Source organism: Nocardiopsis alba, assembly GCF_000710955.1.
Classification (GTDB): domain Bacteria; phylum Actinomycetota; class Actinomycetes; order Streptosporangiales; family Streptosporangiaceae; genus Nocardiopsis; species Nocardiopsis alba.
The window spans coordinates 212,443-227,989 of record NZ_BAZE01000007.1 but is presented as its reverse complement, the minus strand read 5'-3'; the positions used below and the strand labels follow the sequence as shown (position 1 = coordinate 227,989).

14 protein-coding genes and 1 riboswitch are annotated in these 15,547 nt (G+C 70.9%); of the genes, 9 read left to right on the top strand and 5 right to left on the bottom strand.

Going from position 1 to position 15,547, the window contains the following annotated elements; translation table 11 throughout:
• Positions 1-88: 88 nt before the first annotated feature.
• A riboswitch (TPP riboswitch) is annotated at positions 89-199 on the top strand.
• From thiO to thiI, 7 genes are all read left to right on the top strand, one after another.
• On the top strand, positions 168-1,436 hold the full coding sequence (gene thiO / locus TR33_RS15140; RefSeq protein WP_042283755.1) for a glycine oxidase ThiO: 1,269 nt from the start codon (positions 168-170) through the stop codon (positions 1,434-1,436). Its footprint overlaps the riboswitch before it by 32 nt.
• The gene (gene thiS / locus TR33_RS15135) at positions 1,427-1,639 is read left to right on the top strand and encodes a sulfur carrier protein ThiS (protein ID WP_041561629.1); all 213 of its coding nucleotides are present in this window, start codon (positions 1,427-1,429) and stop codon (positions 1,637-1,639) included. The genes thiO and thiS overlap by 10 nt, the downstream gene beginning before the upstream one ends.
• Before the next feature lie 3 nt (positions 1,640-1,642).
• Complete coding sequence (locus TR33_RS15130) at positions 1,643-2,431, top strand: thiazole synthase (protein ID WP_014912804.1); 789 nt, start codon at positions 1,643-1,645, stop codon at positions 2,429-2,431.
• 302 nt (positions 2,432-2,733) lie between these two features.
• On the top strand, positions 2,734-4,698 hold the full coding sequence (gene pknB / locus TR33_RS15125) for a Stk1 family PASTA domain-containing Ser/Thr kinase (protein WP_014911144.1): 1,965 nt from the start codon (positions 2,734-2,736) through the stop codon (positions 4,696-4,698).
• A gap of 136 nt (positions 4,699-4,834) precedes the next feature.
• Positions 4,835-5,500 (top strand): response regulator, encoded by a 666-nt coding sequence (locus tag TR33_RS15120; RefSeq protein WP_017535123.1) that lies wholly within the window; start codon positions 4,835-4,837, stop codon positions 5,498-5,500.
• A gap of 177 nt (positions 5,501-5,677) precedes the next feature.
• On the top strand, positions 5,678-6,703 hold the full coding sequence (locus TR33_RS15115; RefSeq protein WP_014910132.1) for a 6-phosphofructokinase: 1,026 nt from the start codon (positions 5,678-5,680) through the stop codon (positions 6,701-6,703).
• Between the two features lie 216 nt (positions 6,704-6,919).
• Positions 6,920-8,209: a tRNA uracil 4-sulfurtransferase ThiI gene (gene thiI / locus TR33_RS15110; RefSeq protein WP_014908828.1), complete on the top strand. Its 1,290-nt coding sequence runs from the start codon at positions 6,920-6,922 to the stop codon at positions 8,207-8,209.
• 77 nt (positions 8,210-8,286) lie between these two features.
• Here thiI and aroF read toward each other — a convergent pair whose 3' ends face one another.
• Positions 8,287-9,333, bottom strand: coding sequence for a 3-deoxy-7-phosphoheptulonate synthase (aroF, locus tag TR33_RS15105; protein ID WP_014912155.1), 1,047 nt, complete (start codon positions 9,331-9,333; stop codon positions 8,287-8,289).
• 362 nt (positions 9,334-9,695) lie between these two features.
• Here aroF and TR33_RS15100 point away from each other — a divergent pair, with 362 nt between their 5' ends.
• Positions 9,696-10,340: a molybdopterin-dependent oxidoreductase gene (locus tag TR33_RS15100; protein WP_026125102.1), complete on the top strand. Its 645-nt coding sequence runs from the start codon at positions 9,696-9,698 to the stop codon at positions 10,338-10,340.
• Positions 10,341-10,346: 6 nt separating this feature from the next.
• Here TR33_RS15100 and macS read toward each other — a convergent pair whose 3' ends face one another.
• Genes macS through TR33_RS15085 form a run of 3 tightly spaced genes read right to left on the bottom strand, consistent with a single transcriptional unit; the run spans position 10,347 to position 13,216 of the window.
• Positions 10,347-11,444 carry a MacS family sensor histidine kinase gene (gene macS, locus TR33_RS15095; RefSeq protein ID WP_017535122.1) on the bottom strand — a complete coding sequence of 366 codons (1,098 nt, stop codon included), beginning with the start codon at positions 11,442-11,444 and terminating at the stop codon, positions 10,347-10,349.
• Between the two features lie 51 nt (positions 11,445-11,495).
• A complete protein-coding gene (locus tag TR33_RS15090; RefSeq protein WP_017535121.1) occupies positions 11,496-12,422 on the bottom strand; it encodes a hypothetical protein in 927 nt (308 codons plus the stop codon).
• Positions 12,419-13,216 (bottom strand): alpha/beta hydrolase, encoded by a 798-nt coding sequence (locus TR33_RS15085; RefSeq protein WP_017535120.1) that lies wholly within the window; start codon positions 13,214-13,216, stop codon positions 12,419-12,421. The genes TR33_RS15090 and TR33_RS15085 overlap by 4 nt, the downstream gene beginning before the upstream one ends.
• Before the next feature lie 417 nt (positions 13,217-13,633).
• Between TR33_RS15085 and TR33_RS15080 the strand changes: the two genes are divergently transcribed.
• Positions 13,634-14,464: a lysophospholipid acyltransferase family protein gene (locus TR33_RS15080; RefSeq protein ID WP_017535119.1), complete on the top strand. Its 831-nt coding sequence runs from the start codon at positions 13,634-13,636 to the stop codon at positions 14,462-14,464.
• Positions 14,465-14,548: 84 nt separating this feature from the next.
• Here the strand turns inward: TR33_RS15080 and TR33_RS15075 are convergent, their stop codons facing one another.
• Positions 14,549-15,496, bottom strand: a complete 948-nt coding sequence (locus tag TR33_RS15075) for an ROK family glucokinase (protein ID WP_014910413.1) — start codon at positions 15,494-15,496, stop codon at positions 14,549-14,551.
• Positions 15,497-15,547: the final 51 nt, after the last annotated feature.

Genomic DNA, 15,547 nt, shown 5'->3' with positions numbered 1-15,547 from the left:
GCGGACCGTCCCGGCCGTGCCGGGTGACCTGGCAGAGGTCCCGACGCGCCCCCTTCGAAGGGCCTGTCCTAGGATGGGGTACCGAACAGACACGTCCCGCGGGAGCCGGGTGGACCCGGCTGAGAGGGAGACTGCCCGTCTCCGACCGCACGAACCTGATCCGGATCATGCCGGCGAAGGGAGTGGAGGAGCGCACCGTGCGTACTTTCGAGGAAACCCCCGACACGAGGATTCGTCCTACCAATACCGTGGTCGTGGTGGGCGGTGGCGTCATCGGCCGCGTCACCGCGTGGCGGGCCGCCCAACAGGGCCTGGACGTCACGCTGGTCGAGCCCGATCCGGTGGACGAACCGTCCCACGCGCGTGCCGCCTCGACCGTCGCCGCGGGCATGCTGACCCCCGCCACCGAGGCGGTGTTCGGCGAGGAGGAGCTGATGGCCCTGGGCCTGCGCTCCGCGCGGATGTACGACGACTTCGTCGCCGAGGCGGAGGCCGCGAGCGGCCGATCGGTGGGTCATCGCCGCACCGGCACCCTGCTGGTCGCCTTCGATCGGGACGACCTGGCCGTCCTGCACGATCTGCACGCCCTCCAGGAACGGCTGGGGATCGCCACCGAACGGCTGGGCGGCCGTGAGTGCCGCAGGTTGGAGCCCATGCTGGCGCCTTCCGTGCGCGGCGGTGTCCTGGCCCCCGAGGACCACTCCCTCGACCCCCGGCTCCTCCTCCGGGCCCTGGCCGAGGCCGGGAGGCGCGCGGGGGTGCGCGAGGTCTCCGGGACCGTGGCGGAGGTCTCCTCCCCGGGCCCCGACGGGGCCCGCCTCGGGGTACGTCCGATCGACGGTCCCGTCCTTCCGGCGCACCAGGTCGTCCTGGCCGCGGGCTGCTGGGGCGACCGGATCACGCTGCCCGCGCCGGTGGTGCCGCCGCTGCGCCCGGTCAAGGGACAGTTGCTGCGCGCCCGCGTGCGCGCCGGAGAACCGCCCATCGTGGAGCGCACCGTGCGCGGCCTGGTCCGCGGATTCCCCGTCTACCTGGTGCCACGCGCCGACGGCGAGGTGATCGTGGGCGCCACCCAGGAGGAACTGGGCCACGACACCGCCCTGACCGCGGGGGGACTCTGGCAGGTACTGCGGGACGCCCGAGAGCTGGTCCCCGGGGTGGGCGAACTGGAGATCACCGAGACCTGCGTGGGCCTGCGCCCCGGATCCCCCGACAACGAACCCCTCCTGGGCCCCACGAGGGTCCCGGGACTGCACCTGGCCTCCGGCCACTTCCGCCACGGGGTGCTCCTGGCCCCCGTGACCGGAGAGGTCATGGCCGAGGCGCTCACCACCGGCACGCTGCCCGAGTACGCGCGCCGGTTCGCCGCCGACCGAGCCGTGCCCGGCGGTGACACGCGGGAGAAGCCGACGACGTGGGAGGAACAGTGGAACTGATCATCAACGGCGAGAGCCGCCAGAGCGAGGCCGCCACGGTCGAGACGGTCGTGCGCGACCTGACCTCGGCCGGGGAGGGGCGGATCCCCGGCGGGATCGCGGTCGCCGTCAACGACGAGGTCGTGCGCCGTACCGCCTGGGCCGAGACCGCCCTGTCCCCCGGAGACCGTGTGGACGTCCTGACCGCCGTGCAGGGAGGCTGAACCATGACCGACACCCTCGACGCCCCCACCACGATCGACGATCCCCTCGTCATCGACGGGGTCTCCTTCGGTTCCCGGCTCATCACCGGCACCGGCGGCGCCCCCTCCCTGGAGGTCCTGGAGGAGGCCCTGCTCGCCTCGGGGACCGAGCTCACCACCGTGGCCATGCGCAGGGTCACCCCCGGTACCCGCGGTTCGGTGTGGGACGTCCTGGAGCGCAACGCGATCCGGCCGCTGCCCAACACCGCCGGCTGCTTCACCGCCGTCGAGGCCGTGCGCACCGCCCGGTTGGGCCGTGAGGCCCTGGAGACCGACTGGGTCAAGCTGGAGGTGGTGGCCGACGAGCACACCCTGCTGCCCGACCCGGTGGAGCTGCTGGACGCCGCCGAGACCCTCGTGGACGAGGGGTTCACCGTCCTGCCCTACACCAACGACGACCCGATCCTGGCCCGTCGACTGGAGCAGGTGGGGTGCGCCGCCGTCATGCCGTTGGCCGCGCCGATCGGTTCGGGCCTGGGCATCCGCAACCCGCACAACCTCGAACTGATCGTCGAGCAGGCCCGGGTCCCGGTGATCGTCGACGCGGGCATCGGTACCGCCAGCGACGCGGCCCTGGCGATGGAACTGGGATGCGACGCGGTGTTGTTGGCCACTGCCGTGACCCGCGCGCAGGACCCCGTCCGTATGGCGACCGCGATGCGCGACGCCGTCCGGGCCGGGCGGGGCGCGCGTCTGGCCGGCCGTATCCCGGTCCGCCGTCACGCGCTGGCCTCCAGCCCCGACGTGGTCTGACACCCGTGCGTCGGGCCGGCGTGGATCGTCGGCCCGACGGACGGTTTGCGCTCGTCCCCTACCGTGGTGGGGTACGGCGGCCCTTTGGAGGGCGCCGCTCCCATCAGAACCGCCCAGGCGCGAACTCCCTCGACCGCACACGGAACGACCTTGTGCGACACGGACCGGGGACGCCGCGACCGTGAACCGCGGGGCAGAACCGACGCCGGATTCCGCTATCGTGTCGGTTCGATACCTGGTGTCGGGTACGCGCCACCGGCCGCGATCTCCCGCGCTCCCCGCAGCAAGGACACAACTCCGCCGTGGACATGACGAATTCCGACCCGCTTGTAGGCGCGACACTGGACCGTCGCTACTTCGTCGAGTCAAGGATCGCCGGTGGCGGCATGGCGACGGTGTACGTCGCCCACGACCTGAGACTGGACCGCAGACTGGCCTTGAAGGTCATGCATCCCTCTCTGGCCCAGGACCCCTCCTTCGTCCAGCGCTTCATCAACGAGGCGCACTCGGTCGCCAAGCTCTCCCACCCCAACGTGGTGCAGGTCTTCGATCAGGGCGAGGATCAGGGACACGTGTTCCTGGCCATGGAGTACGTCCCGGGCCGGACCCTGCGCGACCTCCTCAAGGAGCAGGGCAGGCTGGCCCCCCGGCAGGCCCTGAACTTCATGGCCCCGGTCCTGGCCGCGCTGGGCGCCGCCCATCAGGCGGGCATGGTGCACCGCGACGTCAAGCCCGAGAACGTCCTCATCACCGAGGACGGCCGGGTGAAGGTCGCCGACTTCGGTCTGGCCCGCGCCGTCGAGCAGTCCAACCAGGGACTGACCCGGACCGGCACCCTCATGGGCACCGCCGCCTACCTGGCCCCCGAGCAGATCGAGAAGGGCACCGCCGACGCCCGCAGTGACGTCTACGCGGCCGGCATCATGCTCTACGAGCTGCTCACCGGTGGACAGCCGCACACCGGCGAGACCCCCATCGCCATCGCCTACCAGCACGTCACCGAGGACGTCCCCCGTCCCTCCCACTTCCTGCCCGGGCTCCCGCCCGAGGTGGACACCCTGGTCACCAAGGCCACCGAGCGCGATCCCAGGTACCGTCCGAGCAACGCGGGCCAGTACCTGGCCAAGGTGCTGGAGGTCCTGCGCGACCTGCCGGAGAACCCCGCCCCGGCCCAGGGCCGGATGGCGCCGGTCGCCCCGACCGGTCCCTCCGCCGCCACCATGACCGCGCCCCAGTTGATCGCCGGCGGCGCAGGTCCGGGGACCGAGAACGCCACCATGGTCGTCGACATGGGCGCCATGGACGGCTATGGCGACGACGACCGCTACCCCGACGACGGGGAGCGTTCCCGTTTCGGCCGTAAGCCCCTGCTGATCGCCGGTGCCGCGGTCATGGCCCTGATCGTCGGCGTGGTCGGCTGGTGGTTCCTGCTCGGCCGCTTCGAGTCCGTTCCCGACGTGATCGGGTCCACCCCCGAGGCCGCGGGGACCGAGATCCGGTCCAGTGGTCTGATCTACAACCTCTCCGACCGGACCGTCTACAGCGACGACGCCGCCGCCGGCGAGGTGGGCGGTACCGACCCCGAGATCGGTACCCGGCTCTCCCCGGGCGACGAGGTGACGGTGTTCCTCTCCAAGGGGCCGCAGGAGGTGGACATGCCCGAGCTGGTCGGCGCCGACGTCGCCGACGCCGTCAAGGAGTTGGAGGACCTCGGGTTCGAGTCCGACAAGATCGCCCAGGAAGAGGTCGACGCCACCGACAAGGACCCCGGCGAGGTCATCTCCACCTCGCCCGAGGCCGGCTCCACCGCCGACCGTGAGGAGACGGTGACGCTCACCGTCAGCCGGGGCATCCCCGTGCCGAGCCTGGCCGGGGAGAAGCTGGAGGACGCCGAGGCCCAGCTGGAGGACCTGGGTCTGTCGGTCGAGGTCGTCGAGGAGGAGAGCGAGAACATCGACGAGGGCCGGGTGATCACCCAGAGCCCCGACACCGGCATCAACGTGGGCGCCGGCTCCACCGTCACCCTGACCGTCTCCACCGGGCCCCCCGGAGTGGACATCCCCAACGTGGTCGGCGAGCGGATCAACGACGCCCGCAAGACCTTGGAGGAGGCGGGCTTCGAGGTCGAGGTGGAGCGCATCCTGGGCGGCCGGATCGTGGCGCACCAGTCGCACAACGGCAAGGCGCCCAAGGGCACCGAGATCACGATCACCGCGACCCCGCGGGGGATCAACCTTCCCGGTGACGACGATGACGACGACGACTGATCCGGTCGGTCTTCGATGAGGGGCGGGGGGCGCGGGCTCCCCGCCCCTCTCGTCTCTCCGTCTCCGGGAGGAACGGCGTGAACCGGCCACGCCCCGTCCTGCCGTTCCGGGCTTCTCGGGCACTACGCTCGGCGACATGAGCGGTGACGACATCCGAGTACTGGTGGTGGACGACCACCCCATGTGGCGTGACGCGGTGGCCCGGGACCTGGACGAGGCGGGCATGACCGTGGTGGGCACCGCGGGCGACGGCGCCAAGGCCCTACGGATCGCCCCGGCGGCCCGTCCCACCCTGGCCGTGGTGGACCTGCACCTGCCCGACACCGACGGGGTGCGGCTCACCTCGGCGCTTCTGGCCCTGCCCGAGCCTCCGAGGGTCCTGGTGCTCTCGGCCAGCGGGGAGAGCGAGGACGTGCTGGCCGCGGTCAAGGCCGGCGCCACCGGCTATCTCGTGAAGTCGGCCGGCCGGGAGGAGCTCTTGGACGCGGTGCGGCGGGTCCACGCCGGAGAGGCGGTCTACACCCCCGGACTGGCCGGTCTGGTCCTCGGCGAGTACCGCCGGCTCTCGGCCGAGGACGAGAGCGCCCGCGCCGGAGACGAGAAGAGCCCCCGACTCACTCCCCGGGAGACCGAGGTCCTGCGTCTGGTGGCCAAGGGGCTGGCCTATAAGCAGATCGCCCGAAGACTGACCATCTCCCACCGGACCGTACAGAATCACGTGCAGAACACCCTGACCAAACTCCACCTGCACAACCGGGTGGAGCTGGTGCGCTACGCCATCGACCAGGGGTTGGACGAATGATCTCGGGGACGGAACGGATATCACCGGTACTTTCGGTCTCCCCTGCCCCGGGGAGGGGGCGGGATTTCGGAGGTCCTTTCCGGCCCGGGGGTTGGCTCGGTCTCGTCTGCCCCACTATGGTCTAGACCATCTGGCGTCCGACGCCGTCAAGACACACAACGTCGAGGAGAATGTCGCATGCGAGTCGGTGTGCTGACCGGTGGCGGAGACTGCCCCGGTCTGAACGCGGTCATCCGCGCCGTGGTCCGTAAGGGCATCAAGGACTACGGCTACGAGTTCATCGGCTTCCGGGACGGCTGGCGTGGGCCCCTGGAGGGCGACACCATGCCGCTGGACGTGTCGGCCGTACGCGGCATCCTCCCCCGCGGAGGGACCATCCTGGGCTCCTCCCGCACCAACCTGATGAAGATCGAGGGCGGTGTCGAGCGGGTCAAGGACAACATGGCCGGCCTGGGCGTGGACGCCCTGGTCGCCATCGGCGGCGAGGACACCCTCGGTGTGGCCCGGCAGCTGCACGACCGCGGCGTCAACGTGGTGGGCGTCCCCAAGACCATCGACAACGACCTCAACGCCACGGACTACACGTTCGGGTTCGACACGGCCGTCAACATCGCGGTGGAGGCGATCGACCGCCTGCACACCACGGCGGAGTCCCACCACCGCGCCCTGGTCGTCGAGGTCATGGGCCGGCACGCCGGCTGGATCGCCCTGCACTCGGGTATGGCCGCGGGCGCCAACGTCATCCTCATCCCCGAGCGCCCCTTCGACATCGACGAGGTCGTCGCGCACGTCGAGAGCCGTTTCCGGACGCAGTACGCCCCCATCATCGTGGTCGCCGAGGGAGCCCACCCCAAGGAGGGCCAGATGGAGCTCCAGACCGGCGAGAAGGACTCCTTCGGCCACGTCCGTCTGGGCGGCATCGGCCAGAACCTGGCCGACGAGATCGAGCGGCGCACCGGCAAGGAGTCCCGCTCGGTCGTGCTCGGCCACGTCCAGCGCGGCGGCACCCCCTCCGCCTTCGACCGGGTGCTCGCCACCCGCCTGGGCGTGCACGCCATCGAGGCCGTGCACGACAAGGCCTTCGGTCGGATGGTCGGCCTTCAGGGCACCGACATCGTCCGCGTCGACCTGGCCGAGGCCACCGACACCCTCAAGACGGTCCCCGCCGAGCGTTACCAGGAGGCCGAGGTCTTCTTCGGCTGATCCGCGCCACGCGACGGCCCCTCCCGACCCCGTCGGGAGGGGCCGTTCGACGTCCGAGGGGTGTCGGTCCTCTCGATCGGCGCCGAACGGGAATGTACCGAGCGCTCCGGAGATTGTTCGATACTGGAGGGAAGCGGTGGACACTCCCGGTCTCTCCATCGCGCCCCTCTCCCTCTCATCGGGTACCAAGGCACCATCTTTTCCGGAGGTAGCACCATGTCCGCGTCGCTGGAGTCCGCGCCGCTCCCCGTAACCGAGGTCGGTGCCGACGCCGGGCTCGGAGAGCTCTGCGTGCTGATGAAGCTCGGCGAGATCGTCCTCAAGGGCTCCAACCGCAAGCTCTTCGAACGGCGTCTGCACAACAACATCCGTGCCTCGGTCCGCGACCTGGGCGACATCCGGCTCTCCCAGCGCGGCGCCGGTGTGATCATCGTGCGCAAGCCCGGGGCCTCGGACCTGGAGATCGCCGAGATCGCCGACCGCATGGCCAACGTCATGGGCGTGGTGTGGGTGCACCTGGTCCGCCGGGTGCCCAAGGACATGGACGCCGTCGTGGACGTGTCCGTGCGCTCCATGGCCGACCGTGAGGGCACCTTCGCGGTGCGCGCCCGCCGCCGCGACAAGCGCTTCGAGATGACCTCCTCCGAGCTGGCCGGCCTCCTCGGATCCAAGATCATCGAGGCCCACGGCTACAAGGTGAACCTCAAGCGGCCCGACAACACCCTCTTCGTCGAGGTCGACAAGGACGAGGTGTTCGTCTTCACCGACGGCATCCCCGGCCAGGGCGGTCTGCCCGCCGGTATGAGCGGCCGCGGCCTGGTGCTGATGTCGGGCGGTATCGACTCCCCCGTCGCCGCGCACCGGATGATCCGGCGCGGCCTGAAGGTCGACTTCCTGCACTTCTCCGGGATGCCCTTCACCGGCCCCGAGTCCATCTACAAGGCCTACAGCCTGGTCCGTCAGCTCGACCGCTACCAGGTGGGCTCGCGTCTGTTCGTGGTGCCGTTCGGCAAGGCACAGCAGCAGCTGAAGAGCTCGGGCATCGAGCGATTGCAGATCGTCGCCCAGCGCCGGTTGATGCTCAAGACCGCCGAGGCCCTCGCCGACGACCTCGGCGCCGAGTGCCTGATCACCGGGGACGCCCTGGGCCAGGTCTCCAGCCAGACGATGACCAACATCACCGCCCTGGACGACGCCGTGGACCTGCCGATCCTGCGGCCCCTCATCGGCATGGACAAGACCGAGATCATGGACCAGGCCCGCTCCATCGGGACCCTGGCCATCTCCGAGCTGCCCGACGAGGACTGCTGCACCATGCTGACCCCGCGTCAGGTGGAGACCGCGGCCAAGATCGGCGACCTGCGCCAGATCGAGAAGCGTCTGGACGCCGAGGAGCTGGCCGAGCACCTGGTGACCACGGCCCAGGTGCACAAGCCCAGCTTCCTGGGCGAGGAGGCCCCCGCGAAGGTGACCCCGACGGCCGCCGCCACGACCGTCACCGCCTGAGCCGCCCTCCCCTCGTACACCGGTGCCCCGGCCCCTCCCACGTGGAGGGTTCCGGGGCACCGGTGCGTTCGACGGTCCTACAGGGCGACCGGCTCGGCCGTGGGGGCCGGGGTGAGGGTACGGCCGCTCAGGGTGGCCAGGGTCGAGGCCAGATCGCGCAGCTCGGCCAGGTCCTCCTCGAGCAGGGCCTGCGGGCCGTCGCACAGCGCCGTCTCAGGGCTGGGGTGGACGTCCACGATGACGCCGTCGGCGCCGATGGCGATGGCCGCGCGGGAGAGGGGCAGGACCAGGTCCCGCTTGCCGCCGGAGTGGGACGGGTCGACGATCACCGGCAGGTGGGTGAGGTTCTGCGCCACCGGAACGGCGCTGATGTCCAGGGTGTTGCGGGTGGCCTTCTCGAAGGTGCGGATCCCGCGCTCGCACAGGACGATGTCGAGGTTGCCGCGCTGGGCGATGTACTCGGCGGCCATCAACCACTCCTCGATGGTGGCGCTCATGCCGCGCTTGAGCAGGACCGGCTTGCCCGCGTCGCCCACCGCCTGGAGCAGGGCGAAGTTCTGCATGTTGCGGGTACCGATCTGGAGCATGTCGGCGTAGGAGGCGACCAGCTCGACGTCGGCGGCGTCCACCACCTCGGTCACGATGGGCAGGCCGGTCTCCTCACGCACGTCGGCGAGGATCCTCAGGCCCTGCTCGCCCAGGCCCTGGAAGGCGTAGGGCGAGGTCCGGGGCTTGTAGGCGCCGCCTCGGAGCAGGGAGGCACCGGCGTCCCGGGCCATGCGGGCGGCCTCGAGGGTCTGCTCGGGGGTCTCGACCGCGCAGGGGCCGGCGATCACGGTCATGTTGTCGCCGCCGATCGGAACGCCGCGCACGCTCACGACCGTGCGGCTGTCGTGGTTCTCGCGGCTGACCAGCTTGTAGGGGGCGGAGATCCGCAGCACGTCGGCCACACCGGGCCTGGCGGCCAGGCCGAGGTCCTGGAACCTCTCGACGTCGCCGACCAGACCGATGATGGTACGGCTCACGCCACGGGTCACGTAGGCCTCACCCCCGGAAGAGGTGACCATCTCGACGAGCGCGTCGATGTTGTCGGAGGTGGCGTCCGGCGCCATAACGATGACCATGTGGGTTGTCCCTGTTTCGTCGGTTGAAGGGCGGAGCCGCGTGGCGGTCGTGCCCGGCCGGAAGGTCCCGGAACACGAAAGAGCCCCGGGCCTGTACCGGCCCGGGGCTCCTGAGGATCGTCTGTGTCAGCGCAGCGCTTTACAGGCGACCGGGGAGAAGGGCCGGTAGCCATAAAAGCGCCAAAAGTTCCGCTGCATGGCTGTGACTATAGCGCATCGTCACCGTCCGCTCGCACGACCGGGGGGAGTGAGCCACCTCTCATCGCGGCCTGGCAGGATGACGGACACGGCGCCCTCCCGAAGGAGCGGGGGCGCGAGGTCCGCGGTTCGCCGACGAATCGACACGGTCACAGGGGGGCGGATTGTCCGAAGGAACGGAGGCCGAGGGCCCGGGCCCCGACGCGCGGACGCGACGTCCGGGGTTGCCTCCCGGGCAGAGGGCGCGCCGGGAGCACAGGCCGGTGCACTACGGGCGGGTGCCCTCCTTTCGCCCCGAGCGATGGGACTTCCGGGTGTTCGGGACCACCGAGTCCCTGGGCACCTACGGCTGGAGCTGGGAGGAGTTCTCCGCGCTGCCCTCGGTCGAGGAGGTCCGGGACTTCCACTGTGTGCTGCGGTTCACCGTCCCGGACGTGCGCTGGACCGGGGTGCGTGCGAGCGACCTGGTCCGTTGGGCCCCGCCGTCGCCGGAGACCACCCACGTGATGGCCTGGGGCGAATACGGCTACAGCGCCAACCTGCGCATCGACGACTTCCTCGCCGACGGGGTGCTCCTGGCCACCCATCGGGACGGGGAGCCGCTCTCCCCCGAGCACGGGTATCCGCTCCGGCTCGTGGTACCGCAGCTCTACGGTTGGAAGAGCGTGAAGTGGTTGCGTTCGGTGGAGTACATGGTGGGCGACCGGAGGGGGTTCTGGGAGGAGCGCGGCTATCACAACCGCGCGGACCCCTGGGGCGAGGAGCGCTTCTCCGAACAGGAGGGCCCGGAGGACGGCCCTCCCCTGTAGAGGGGCTCACGCCCCCTGGCGCGGCACCCGCATCTCGAACTCGGTGCCCTCGTCGGGGGCCGTGTGGATCTCGGTGCTGCCGCCCAGGTCGCGGACGCGCCCCAGGACGGACTGGGAGACCCCGAGGCGTCCCTCGGCCCGGGCCCGTTCCAGTCGTTCCGGAGGGATGCCCGGGCCGTCGTCGCGCACGCTCACGGTGACCGCGTCGGGTTCGTCCTCGACGAGCACCCACGCCCGGGTCCCCGGCGGGCAGTGGCGTTCGACGTTGTGCAGGGCCGCGACCACCGCCGCGGTCAACTCGCGCACGACGTGTTCGGCCAGGACGACCGGGGTGGCGGGGGCCGAGACGGTGACCTCGACCGACTCCAGGGCACGCAGATGGTCGCGCAGGTCGACGGAGCCCGGGACCGCCTCCGGGGCCGTCGTCGCCGCCACCGAGGGGTCCGGGGCGTCGGTGATCAGGGCCCGGAGGCGGACCTCCTGCTCACCGGCCATGCGGCCCAGTTCGGCCGCCGGTCCGCCGATCTCGTCACCGCGTCTGCGCACCAGGGAGAGCACCTGGAGCACCGAGTCGTGGATGGAGCGGGCGAGTCGCTCACGTTCGCGGATCCGCGCTTCGAGGGCGACGGCCCGGGCGAAACGCTCCTCCGCCTGTTCGGCGACGTGGGCCATGTAGCCCACGACCAGTCCGGTCAGGAGCAGCAGGACCACCCCGCGCGCGGTCGCCGCGGTGATGGCGGCGCCCATGATCGTCCGCAGGGCGATGTCGGCCGCGCCGTAGGCGAGGGCCACCGCGATCGCGCCCCTGCGCCCCAGGACGACGCTCACGGACAGGGCCGCTCCGGCGAACCAGTAGGCGCTCAGCGGCGGGGCCTGGGTCAGGTAGAAGGGCGTGGCCGCCAGGGCGGTGGCGAACAGGCAGCCGAAGGAGACCGCCAGATCGGCCCAGAGCAGGCGGCGGGTCCGACGTGCCGGATCCGCGTAGGCCCGGGTGGTCACCACCGTCCACACGGACATCACCACGAGCACGACCCAGGCCGCCCACGGCGTCTCCAGGTAGCGGTGGTGATGGACGACCAGCACGAAGGCGTGGACCAGGGCCACGGCGCGGTAGAGGGCCAGAGCGCGCCAGAGGGGGACGTCGAAACCCAGGGGTCAGACCACCGCCCCGTCGTCGGGACCGTTGTCCCCGGAGGGGCGCGAGTCGTTCATGCGCAGGATGAGCATCACGAAGCTGCCGAGGAAGACCAGGACGCCCAGGAGCATCATCCAGTTGGGCAGGGACAGTCCGAAGAAGGCCGCGCCGAACAGCACCGCGGGAACGCCCAGGAGCCCGAACCAGGCGGCGATACCGGCCCGGTCGCCCTGGAGCAGGGGCGGGGGCGGCGGGGGTTCGTAGTGCCCCTCCGTCTCCGCCTCGGCCCGGCGACGCTCGGCCTCACGGGTCTCGTCGTCGTCATCGTCATCGATGTCGCGCGGAAGGCCGGCGAGGATGTCGCTCGGCCGGACCCGGGACTCGTCGGGGGCGCCGAGGTTCTCGGCGTCGGGCCAGGCCACCCGTTCGCGCTGCTCCCCCTGACCTTCGGGTTCGTCGTAGAAACGGGCGACCAGGTCGTTCCAGACCTCGTCGTCCCCGGAGCCGCCCGGGGCGTCGTCGTTCCCCGGACCGGTACCGAGGTCCGTGGGTCCTCCGTCCAGGAGGTCGCCTCCGACCCCGGCCTCTCCCGTCTCCCGGGCGGAGGGTCCCTCTCGACCGCGTTCCTCGTCGCCCTCGACGCGGGTCTCCCCGCGCGGGGCCAGCAGGTCGGGCCCGTTCTCGTCCGGCCCCAGATCGGGAAGTTCTGAGCCCAGGACCCGCTCGGCGGCGGTGCGCTCCTCGGCGTCGACGTAGAGGTGATCGGTGGGCGGGTCATCGCCCCGACCACCGGTGGGTTCCAGGACGTCCTCCTCCAGTGGGACCGCGTAGGCGGCGATCCCGCTGCGCCTGAGCGCCTCCAGCATGAGGTCGGCGTGTGAGGGCGCGAGCAGGATCAGGGGGACGTAGGCATCGGCGAGCAGGCCGTTGCCCCGACGTTGTGTCATCGGTCGGCTCCTTCCTCGCTTCTACTGTGCTCTCGCACGAAGGCGAGGCTGCCTTCGAAGATCGTGGCGGCGTCGTGGTCGAGTGTCGCCACGTGGTAGCTGTCGTGAAGCAGGTGGATCGTCAGCCGGGCGTCGACCGCTCTCCTGGCGAGGATACGCAGACTGTTCGGTCCGACGACGTGGTCCTGAGTGCTTCTATACGCCAGAATCGGCCCCCGCAAACCGGACATGCCCTCCTGAACCGTGCGCCACAGCTTCGGGAGTGTCGCGGCCGAGGCGGTGGGGATCCGGTCGTACCCGCCCTCGGAGACCCTCTCCAACGACACGTCGCTGGAGATACCGGGGGTGGAGGGCAGCAGACGGGCCGCCACGGAACGGAACGGTTCGATGAACGCGAGCCTGCGGTCCTCCATCGCCAGGGAGGGGTTGACCAGAACGACACCGGAGACGAGGTCGGGGTGATCCTGGAGCAGTCGGAGGGTGAGGGCCCCTCCCATCGACAACCCCATGACGAACACCTCGTCGCAGCGTTCGGCGAGGTCCAGCAGCGTCCCCTCGACGGCCGCGTACCAGTCGTCGGTGCCCGTGGCCGCCATGTCCTGCCAGGTGGTGCCGTGACCGGGCAACCGGGGGAGCTCGACGGTGAGTCCGGCCTCGGCCAGGTACTCCGCCCAAGGACGCATGGAGTGGGGAGATCCGGTGAAACCGTGACAGAGCAGCACACCGGTCGAGGAACCGGAGTGGCTGAAGGGCTCGGCCCCCGGGATCAGGGGGATGGCACTGGTCGGTCTCACTGATCTGCTCCCGGGATCGTACGACGACGGTGGGGCTCGGGGCCCCAGCCGTGAGGCTAGCCGCTCGGAAGAGCGTTCGCCATCGAGGAGACGGTCGCGTCACGCGGGACCCGGGATGGTGAGGAACACGGCCCCTTCCGGTGATCCCCCTCCCTTCGACGCGGGTCACCCTCCGAAGGGAGCGAACCGGTGAGTATCCTCGACTGTGCCCCGCGGTACGGCTCCCTCCCCACGTGATGGACACCGAGGACGGTTCCGGACGCTTTGGCGGTAATACGCACGTGGTGGAAGGATGGCTTCGTCAACCTCCCCCCGCGGTTCCGCGGGGGTTTCCTGACGTTGTCGGCAGAGCGGGACAGTGAGACGTGGCAGGCCCTTGCCCCAAGCTCCCCGCGTGTGCAGGGGTGATCTGAAGAGATGTTCTATTGGGTGGTCAAGGCGATCCTGGGGCCGGTCCTGGCCGTGTTGTGGCAGCCTCGCGCCGAGGGCGTGGAGAACGTGCCCAGGCGCGGTCCGGCCATCATGGTCAGCAACCACCTGTCGTTCTCCGACCACTTCTTCGGGCCACTGCCCCTGCCCCGCAAGATCACCTTCCTCGCCAAGGCCGAGTACTTCACCGGCACCGGTGTGAAGGGGTTCGTCAGCCGGGCCTTCTTCACCGGCGTCGGACAGATCCCGATCGACCGTTCCGGCGGCAAGGCCAGTGAGGCGGCCCTGCGCACCGGTCTTCGCGTGCTCAAGCGCGGTGACCTGCTGGGCATCTACCCCGAGGGGACCCGCTCCCCCGACGGCCGGCTGTACCGGGGGCGCACGGGCGTGGCCCGTCTGGCCCTGGAGGCCAAGGCCCCGGTGGTCCCGATGGCCATGATCAACCTGGAGAAGATCATGCCCCCCGGCCGCACCGTCCCCAAGCTGGGCGTGCGACCCAAGGTGGTCTTCGGAGAACCACTCGACTTCTCCCGGTACTACGGCATGGAGAAGGACCAGCGGGTCCTGCGCGCCGTCACCGACGAGATCATGTACGCGCTGATGGAGCTGTCCGGCCAGGAGTACGTGGACCGCTACGCCCAGTCGGTCAAGGCGGAGCTGGAGGCCGAGGCCAAGGAGGCCCGGCGCGAGCAGAACGCCGACGACAAGGACCGCCGTCGCACGAAGCGGGCCGCCAAGAAGGCGGAGCGGGCCGAGCGCAAGGCGGCGAAGAAGGCCGAGCGGGCCGCGAGGAAGAAGGGCTCCGACGAGGACGCCTGAGCGCGGAGGACGCCGTACCCGAAGGGGGCGGTCACCGGAAGGATCCTTCCGGTGACCGCCCCCTTCGGGTGTTCGCGGCCTCGATCAGCGTCGGGCCAGGTCCGCGGCCCCGACGATGCCCGCCTCGCCGCCGAGCTCGGCCAGGCGGACCTGGGCCGGACGACGGTTCGGACGTCCCGAGAGGTTGCGTTCGAAGGCCTCGCGCGCCGGGCCGAGGATGATGTCCCCGGTGTCGGAGACCCCTCCGCCCAGGACGAAGCACTCGGGGTCGAGGATGGCCGCGAGGTCGGCCAGGCCGATCCCGACCCACTCCCCCACGCGTTCGAAGCAGCCCAGGGCGCCGGTGTCGCCCTCCAGGGCCGCGCGGGTCATGCACTCGCCGTCGACCCGGTCCGCGTCCCCACCGGCGAGCTCCAGCATGCGGGCCGCCCGTACGGGGTCGGTGCGGGCCAGGTCCCGTCCCTCGGCGACCAGGGCGGTGCCGCTCGCGTACTGCTCCCAGCAGCCCTGGTCCCCGCAGGCGCACCGGCGGCCGTTCTGCACCACCCGGTAATGGCCGACCTCGGCGGCCACCCCGTAGCGGCCGCGGTGGAGCCGACCGCCGAGGACCAGGCCGCCCCCGATGCCGGTGCCCAGGGTGACGCAGACGATGTGGTCGCTGCCGCGCCCCGCGCCGAAGCGGGCCTCGGCCCAGGCGGCGGCGTTGGCGTCGTTCTCGATGACCACGGGCAGTTCGATCCGTCGCCGGACGCGTTCCTTGAGCGGTTCGTCGCGCAGCCCCAGGTTGACGGCGACCTGGACGGTGGCCCGGTCCTCGTCGACGAAGCCGGCCACGCCCACGCCCACGGCCTCGATCGTGTCGTCGGGCCTGCGGCCGCGCAGTTCCTCCACGGCCTTGGCCACGACCTCGGCGAGTTGGCCGGGGTCGCCGGACGGGGTCGGGTACTTGACCTTGTCCAGGATCTGTCCGTCGGGGTCGACGACACCGGCGGCGACCTTGGTTCCACCGATGTCTACGCCGATGGTCAGCATGGGACAGCTCCTTCGCACTTACGCCCGAACTCTGACATAAGTCTCAAGGTT

Bases quoted from the DNA above. Each gene is read 5' to 3' on its own strand.
- thiO (WP_042283755.1), top strand. From the start codon at position 168: ATGCCGGCGAAGGGAGTGGAGGAGCGCACCGTGCGTACTTTCGAGGAA.
- TR33_RS15130 (WP_014912804.1), top strand. From the start codon at position 1,643: ATGACCGACACCCTCGACGCCCCCACCACGATCGACGATCCCCTCGTC.
- TR33_RS15120 (WP_017535123.1), top strand. From the start codon at position 4,835: ATGAGCGGTGACGACATCCGAGTACTGGTGGTGGACGACCACCCCATG.
- TR33_RS15115 (WP_014910132.1), top strand. From the start codon at position 5,678: ATGCGAGTCGGTGTGCTGACCGGTGGCGGAGACTGCCCCGGTCTGAAC.
- thiI (WP_014908828.1), top strand. From the start codon at position 6,920: ATGTCCGCGTCGCTGGAGTCCGCGCCGCTCCCCGTAACCGAGGTCGGT.
- aroF (WP_014912155.1), bottom strand. From the start codon at position 9,333: ATGGTCATCGTTATGGCGCCGGACGCCACCTCCGACAACATCGACGCG.
- TR33_RS15090 (WP_017535121.1), bottom strand. From the start codon at position 12,422: ATGACACAACGTCGGGGCAACGGCCTGCTCGCCGATGCCTACGTCCCC.
- TR33_RS15080 (WP_017535119.1), top strand. From the start codon at position 13,634: ATGTTCTATTGGGTGGTCAAGGCGATCCTGGGGCCGGTCCTGGCCGTG.
- TR33_RS15075 (WP_014910413.1), bottom strand. From the start codon at position 15,496: ATGCTGACCATCGGCGTAGACATCGGTGGAACCAAGGTCGCCGCCGGT.